This window comes from Streptomyces sp. CO7 (assembly GCF_053474865.1).
The window spans coordinates 392244-399263 of sequence record NZ_JBRIOU010000006.1; the positions used below are offsets into that span (position 1 = coordinate 392244).

At 73.4% G+C, this 7020-nt stretch carries 7 protein-coding genes; 4 read left to right on the forward strand and 3 right to left on the reverse strand.

Annotation, left to right across the window (positions count from 1 at the left end; translation table 11 throughout):
- Positions 1-79: 79 nt before the first annotated feature.
- Both ACOV8S_RS23305 and thrC read right to left on the reverse strand, forming a co-directional pair.
- Positions 80-2170: a SpoIIE family protein phosphatase gene (locus ACOV8S_RS23305; protein WP_448320001.1), complete on the reverse strand. Its 2091-nt coding sequence runs from the start codon at positions 2168-2170 to the stop codon at positions 80-82.
- A 123-nt stretch (positions 2171-2293) separates the two neighbouring features.
- Entirely contained in the window at positions 2294-3358 is a 1065-nt protein-coding gene (thrC, locus tag ACOV8S_RS23310) for a threonine synthase (protein ID WP_448320003.1), read from the reverse strand.
- Positions 3359-3423: 65 nt separating this feature from the next.
- Here thrC and ACOV8S_RS23315 point away from each other — a divergent pair, with 65 nt between their 5' ends.
- Positions 3424-4251: a MurR/RpiR family transcriptional regulator gene (locus ACOV8S_RS23315; protein WP_448320004.1), complete on the forward strand. Its 828-nt coding sequence runs from the start codon at positions 3424-3426 to the stop codon at positions 4249-4251.
- Between the two features lie 51 nt (positions 4252-4302).
- Here ACOV8S_RS23315 and ACOV8S_RS23320 read toward each other — a convergent pair whose 3' ends face one another.
- The gene (locus ACOV8S_RS23320; RefSeq protein ID WP_448320005.1) at positions 4303-5001 is read right to left on the reverse strand and encodes a class I SAM-dependent methyltransferase; all 699 of its coding nucleotides are present in this window, start codon (positions 4999-5001) and stop codon (positions 4303-4305) included.
- 128 nt (positions 5002-5129) lie between these two features.
- On the opposite strand from ACOV8S_RS23320, the gene ACOV8S_RS23325 reads away from it, so the two are divergent.
- The 3 genes from ACOV8S_RS23325 to ACOV8S_RS23335 all read left to right on the forward strand — a co-directional run.
- Entirely contained in the window at positions 5130-5654 is a 525-nt protein-coding gene (locus ACOV8S_RS23325; RefSeq protein ID WP_448320006.1) for a toxin-antitoxin system HicB family antitoxin, read from the forward strand.
- A 98-nt stretch (positions 5655-5752) separates the two neighbouring features.
- Positions 5753-6592 carry a DUF4097 family beta strand repeat-containing protein gene (locus ACOV8S_RS23330; protein ID WP_448320008.1) on the forward strand — a complete coding sequence of 280 codons (840 nt, stop codon included), beginning with the start codon at positions 5753-5755 and terminating at the stop codon, positions 6590-6592.
- A 150-nt stretch (positions 6593-6742) separates the two neighbouring features.
- Positions 6743-7020, forward strand: a 278-nt coding sequence (locus ACOV8S_RS23335) for an ATP-binding cassette domain-containing protein (RefSeq protein ID WP_448320009.1), incomplete at its 3' end; no start/stop codon positions are given.

The window sequence follows — 7020 nt, forward strand, 5'->3', positions numbered from 1 at the left end:
GCCCCTGGCCCCGACGACCCGGGTCTGCTCACCGGGTGACGCCGCGCTGTGAGCCGCCGCCGGGCGGGAGCGGGTCCCGTCACAGTTCCGGCACGTCGTCCAGGTCGAACACCGTCTCCGAGACCGTCAGGTCCGGGGGCGGGCCGTCCAGGCGTTGTTCGCACCAGATGGTCTTGTCCTGGCGGCTGTGCCGGACGCCCCAGCGGCTGCTGAGCCGCATGACGATGAAGAGACCCCGGCCGCCCTCGTCGCTCTCCCGCGCGCGGCGCATGTGAGGGCTGGCGCTGTTGGCGTCGGTGACCTCGCTCAGCAGCCGGTTCTGGTCGCGGATGAGCCGCAGGCGCACGGGTTCGTTGCCGTAGCGGATGGCGTTGGTGAACAGTTCGCTGACCATCAGGGCGGTGGCGAAGGCGTAGTCGTCCAGGTGCCAGGCGGCGAGCTGGCGGTCCACCAGGCGGCGTGCCGTGCCGACCACGGAGGCGTCGGCGGGCAGCGTCCAGTCCGCGATCCGGTCGCGGGGCATGGCGCGGGTGCGCGCGAGCAGCAGCACGGCGTCGTCGTCGTAGGACGGGGCCATGCGGTAGACGGCGGTGTCGCACAGTTCCCGCAGCGGCCCGCTGGAGGACGCGAGGACGTCGGTGAGGCGGCGCGCGGCGGCCTCGCGGTCGGGACCCCCGGCGTCGAGCAGGCCGTTGGTGTAGTGGGCGAGCACGGTGCCCGGCTCCACCTCGATCTCGACGGGGGCGAAGGCGTGTCCGCCACCCGGCCCCAGCGGTGGACCCTCGGGGACGTCCACGTCGAGCCGGAAGCCGTGCGGGTCGACGAGGAGGGGCGCGGGGTGTCCCGCGCGGACCATCGAGCACTGCCGGGAGAGGGGGTCGTAGACGGTCAGGGCGCAGGTGGCGAGGTGGTGGTTCCCGGCCGGCGCCGCGTCCCCCGCCAGCTGGGCGGCCACCTCGTACAGGTGGCTCAGCATCTCGTCCGTCTCCAGGTCCTGCAGGGCGAGCGCGCGCAGGGCCGTCCGCAGCTGTCCCATGGTCGCGGCCGCCTCGATGCCACGCCCGACGACGTCGCCGACGACCAGACCCACCCGTGTGCCGGAGAGGGGGATGACGTCGAACCAGTCGCCGCCGGCCGTCTCGGGCAGGTACACGTTGGCGGTCTCCACCGCCGAGAGGTCGGGGACCGCGGTCGGCTGGAGCCACCGGTGCAGGGTCGTGGCCACCGTGTGCTCACGGTGGTAGCTGCGCGCGTTGTCCAGGTGGGCCGACGCGGCGGAGGCCGCCTGCACGGCGACGCCCAGGTCGGCCTCCGAGAACGGGTCGGACCGGTGGCGGTAGAGCGTCAGCAGCCCGAGGACGGTCTCACGGACGGTGAGCGGCGCGACGATCATCGAGTGCACGCCCGCCCGGACCAGCAGGGCGAACTCCTCGGGGGCGACGGACAGCCACGGCGTCTCCGGCGCGACCGTCAGCAGCCGGGCCTCCCGGTCGTTGAGGGCCTGCGCATAGGGGGTGGCGAAGGGGAACGTGCGGCTTTCCTGGTCCCGCCAGATCCGCTCGGCGGACGACGGGGCGAAGGCCACCCGGCGCACCGGGGCGCCCGTCGGGGAGGTGCCCGTCGACTGGGCGGCCACGTCCGAGTCCTCCAGCAGGTCGACGGCGGCCGCGTCCGCGAAGGCGGGCACCAGGGCCCGCACCAGTTCCCCGGCGGTGGACCGCGTGTCCAGGGTGGTGCCGACGGTCGCGTGCACCGACGCGAGCACCGCCAGCCGGTCGGCGGCGGCCTGCGCCTCGGTCACGTCCTCCACCACGCACAACAGGGGTGCCGGACCCTCGTCCGCACTTTCCAGAGGGAACACGGAGAGCTGGACCGTGACCGTCCGCCGGGGGTCCGACGGGGCGTGGCCCTTCACCAGCCTGCCGCGCAGGGGCTCGCCGCTCGACCGTACCTCGTCGATCAGGGCGTCGAGGATCTCGAGGTCGAAGCCGGGGGCGAACTCCTCGACGCTGTGCCCGATGACGTCCTCGGGAGCCAGTCCCCGCACCCCGCGCCCGGACGTGTTGTAGCGGCTCACCCGGCGCTCGGCGTCGAGGACGAACAGGCCCTGGGGCGAGTTGGCGAACAGGGCGTTCAGTACGGCGGCATCGTCGACGGAACCGTCTGCCACAGCACGCTCCCTTCGTGCGGCTGCCCCCTCTCACCATCTCGTATCGGCCGCCCCCCGCAACTCGGGCGAGGCGGTGCGGCCCGACGCGGCACGGTCGCACCGGCCTCGCCCCGCGGCCGACCCTCAGGCGGTGAGCCGCAGCGCGTCGGCGACCTCGGCGGTGGAGGAACCGGTCACGGTCGAGTCGTAGCCGTCCCGAAGGGACGCGTCCTGGTCCTTGAGACCGTTGCCGGTGAGGGTGACGACGACCGTCTGTCCGGGGTCGAGCAGCCCGCGGCGGTGCTGGTCGAGGAGGCCGGCCACGCCCGCGGCCGAGGCGGGCTCCACGAACACGCCGTCATGGCGGGCCAGCAGCCGGTAGGCCTCGAAGATCTGCTCGTCGGTGACGGCCGCGAAGATCCCGCCGGATGCGTCACGGGCGGCGACGGCGCCCTGCCAGGTCGCCGGGCGGCCGACACGGATGGCGCTCGCCGCCGTCTCCGGCCGGGCGACGGGCTCCCCGTGCACGAGGGGCGCCGCACCGGCCGCCTGGAAGCCCCACATACGCGGCAGGCGGGTGGCGGCCCCTTCCTCCCGGTAGGCCCGGTAGCCCTGCCAGGTGGCGGTGATGTTCCCGCCGTTGCCCACCGGCAGGCAGTGGATGTCGGGGGCCTCACCCAGCGCGTCGACGATCTCGTAGGCGACGGTGCGCTGGCCGGACAGGCGCAGTTCGTTGCCGACGCTGTTGACGAGGGCGACCGGGTGCCGGTCGGCGAGCTCGCGCGCGATGCGCAGGCAGTCGTCGAAGCCGCCGTCCACCTCGACGATGCGGGCTCCGTGACGGACGGCCTGGCCGAGCTTGCCGAGCGCCACGCGGCCCTGGGGCACCAGGACCACGGAGGTGATGCCGGCCCGTGCGGCGTAGGCGGCCGCCGAGGCGCTGGTGTTGCCCGTCGAGGCGCAGATGACCGCTTCGGCGCCGCCCTCGGCGGCCTTGCTGAGGGCCACCGTCATCCCCCGGTCCTTGAAGGAACCGGTGGGATTCGCGCCCTCGTTCTTGAGGTGGACGTCGCAGCCCGTCAGCTCCGACAGGTGCCGGGAACGCAGCAACGGCGTGTTGCCCTCGTGGAGCGAGACGGCCGGGGTGCGGTCGGTGACCGGGAGCAGGCGCCGGTAACGGCTGTCGATCAGTCCTTGCCAGGGAGTCATGCGGCGAACGTAACACATGTTTCACCGAACTCCGCGATGCGTATCTTGATGTAACGTTCGACAGCATGGAACCTGTGGTGTCGCAGCTCGAAGAGATCTATCCGCGGCTCGCCCCCGGTGAGCGCGCCGTGGCCCGGCTGCTGCTGGACGACTATCCGTTCGCGGCGCTGGGCTCGCTCCGCTCGCTGGCCGAGCGGGCCGGGGTGAGCGCTCCCACCGCGTCGCGCCTGGTCGACCGTCTCGGCTACCCGGGTTTCGCCCAGTTCCAGGCCGCCGTGCGCACGGCGGCACAGGAGGACAGGTCACGGTTGCGCACCTTCGCCGCCGAGGGCGCCGATCCCCGGAGCGCGGCGGCCGACCTCCACAACGGCCTGGCGGAGACGATCACCGCCGTGAACGCGCCGCTGCTGGACGCGGCGGCCGACGCGCTCGCCTCGGCGAGGACCGTGTGGACGCTGGGCGGCCCGTTGAGCGAGCTCGCGGCGGACTACCTGACGCGGCAGCTGGGCGCGCTGCGGCCCGCGGTCCGCTTCGTCACGGGTCCGGCGGCGGAGCGGGCCCGCTCGTTGCTGGAGGTGACCCCGGCCGACCTCGTGGTGGCCTACGACTTCCGGCGCTACTCGGCGGAGACCGCCGCCTTCGTGCGGGCCGCCCTCGGCCGTGGGGCGCGGCTCCTGCTGGTCACCGACGCCTGGGGATCCCCGCTGGCCGGCGAGGCGCAGATCCTGGTCCCCCTCCCCCGTGAGGCCGCAGGCCCCATCGCACCCCTCACGCACGAGATCGCGGTGACCGAGCTCCTGCTCGTCGCGACCGCTTCCCGGCTCGCGGCGTCCGAGCGTCTCGACGAACTGGACGCGCTGACCAGGTCGCTCCAGCCCGTCGAGAAGGCCTGACCCGCCACCATGAGCCGGGGTCCCGGCGTCCTGCCAGGGGCGCAGCGGCTCCTAGGCGCGGTCCAGGACCTGGGTGACGCGCCAGAGGCGGCGGGGCAGATCACCCTCCTCGAAGGGGTGGACCTCCCGCAGGGTCCATCCTTCGGCGAGGGCGTCGACCAGGTCGCGGGGGAAGAAGTGGACGGCGAAGCCGCCGTGCTCGAAGATGTCGTCGCCGTGGGCGGTGCCGGTGCCGTGATGCGCGTCGCCGGTGTGGCGCACGGTGTAGACGAGGAGGCCGCCGGGTCGCAGGACGCGGCGGACCTCGGCCACCACGGCGTGGATCTCCGCGGTCGTCAGCGCCATGCACAGCAGCATGTGGGCGAAGACCGCGTCCACGGAGGCGTCCGGCAGCGGGAGCGGTTCACGCACGTCGTGCACGAGGGTGGTGACACCGCGGTCGACGCCCTGCTCCCGGGCCGCCTCCCGCAACTGCCCGAGCCCCGTGGCGGAGAAGTCGGCGGCCCGGACCGTGAACCCTTCGCGTGCGAAGTACAGGGCGTCGCGGCCGTGTCCGGCCCCGAGTTCCAGCACGTCCTCGGCGCCTGCCGCCCGGAACATCCGCGCCGCGTGGACGGCGGGGTCGGAGGGCCGGTCGCCGTACATGCCGGGGTGGGCTGTGTAGGTGCCCTGCCAGTGCCGCCGCTGCGCGTCGGCCAGGTCGGCCCGCCCTCGGTCCTTATGGCACCACGAGACGCCACCTGGCACCATCTGGCACCACACCGAAGCGCTACGGAAAGCACCGGAAAGTGCAGGTCAGCTGGCCACACTCAAGCCCCTCTCATGCGCACTCAACAAGACGCTTGCGCGTGACGCCAAAGTGATGCCATCATGGCGTCATGGACCTCACCCCGTATGTCGATACCCTTCGCCGCGAACTCGCGGTGGCCGCCGAGGCCGGCGGCGAGGAAGCCCGGGAGCTGGCCGACCGGCTCACCGCTCCGCTGGAGTCGGCGACCCGCCTGGTCATGCTCAACGTGCTCTCCGCAGCAATGAGCGAGATCACCCGTGACCTCGCGCCGGGTTCGGTCGACGTGCGGCTGCGAGGGCTGGATCCCGACTTCGTGGTGACCCCACCGCCCTCCGACGGCGGCGATCCCGCCCAGCCGACCCCGGCTCCGGCCCCGGAGCCCCTCAGGGCCCCGGTGACCGCCGAGGGGGACGAGGGGGGCACCGCCCGCGTCAATCTGCGGCTGCCGGCCCATCTGAAGGCGCGCGCCGAGGAGGCCGCGAACCAGGAGGGCCTGTCGGTCAACGCCTGGCTGGTGCGCGCCGTGTCCGCCGCGGTCGAGGGCGGCGCCCGGCCGCGCACAACGGAGCGGACCAGGACCGTCGGCCAGAGCTTCACCGGCTGGGTGCGCTGACCGCCCCGCATCGACCCGCACGGCGCATCACATCCGAACCCATCCATCACGTTCCCCACGGCGGGGACACCCTTCAGAGCCAAGAGGACGGGACAGCCATGCCTTCTTTCGACACTCCCGCGCCCATCTCGGTCACGGCGACCGTGGAGGCCGGTTCACTCCAACTCACCGCGACGGACCGCTCCGACACGGTCGTCGAGGTCCAGCCCCGGGACCCGAAGCGGGACCTGGACGTGCGGGCCGCCGACCAGACCGAGGTCCGCTTCACCGGCGGCACGCTGACGGTGCGGACGCCCAAGTCCGGGCTGTTCGGCCGCACCGGCGTGGTGGACGTGACGGTCGAACTGCCCACGGGATCGCACGTCGACGCGACCGGCTCGTGGACCCAGGTGCTCGGCGAGGGCCGGCTCGGCGAGGTGCGCGTCAAGACCTCGGCGGGCGACGTCCGCATGGACGCCACCGGTCCGCTGAAGCTGACCGCCTCGCACGGGTCCATCACCGTGGACCGGGTCGACGGCACCGCGGAGATCACCACCAGCTCCGGAAGCCTGCGCGCCGGCGTCCTCGACGGGGCCGCCGTCCTCAAGAACTCGCACGGCAGCACCACCGTGGAGGTGGCGACCGGCGAGCTGCGGGTGAGCGGCGCCAACGGTGACATCGACGTCCGCCGCTCCGAGGACTCGGTCACCGCGACCACCGCACACGGCACCCTGCGCATCGGTGAGGTGGTCCGGGGCTCCGTACAGCTCGAGACCTCCTACGGCGCGATCGAGGTCGGTGTCCGCGAGGGCACGGCCGCCTGGCTGGACGTCACCTCCACCTCCGGCCAGGTCCGGAACTCGCTGACCGCCTCGGACTCGCCGGAGGACGCGGCGGAGACGGTCAAGATCCGCGCACGCACCCGGTACGGGAACATCGACGTCCGCCGCGCCCGCTGAGCACCGACGGCCCCTCGGAGTCGTCCCCCTTCGCGCCACCCCGCCCGTGAGCGGCACCGGGCCACCGGCACCCCAGGCCAGGCCCGGCGCCGGCCACCGCACCCGAGCTCGCCATCGCCTCGTCACTTCACCTTCGGACCGGAGGGTCCCATGCCCGTTTCTGTCATGCCCACGCCCAGCAGCGGGAGGGGCGCCCCGTCCCCCGCCGCGGTGTCCGCCGTCGGCCTGCGCAAGTCCTACGGGGACAAGCACGTCCTCGACGGCATCGACCTGCACATCCCGGCAGGTTCCGTGTTCGCGTTGCTCGGCCCGAACGGCGCCGGCAAGACCACGGTCGTCAAGATCCTCTCCACGCTCATCTCCGCCGACGGCGGTCAGGCCCAGGTCGCCGGCCACGACCTCGCCACGTCGCCCCAGGGTGTGCGCGC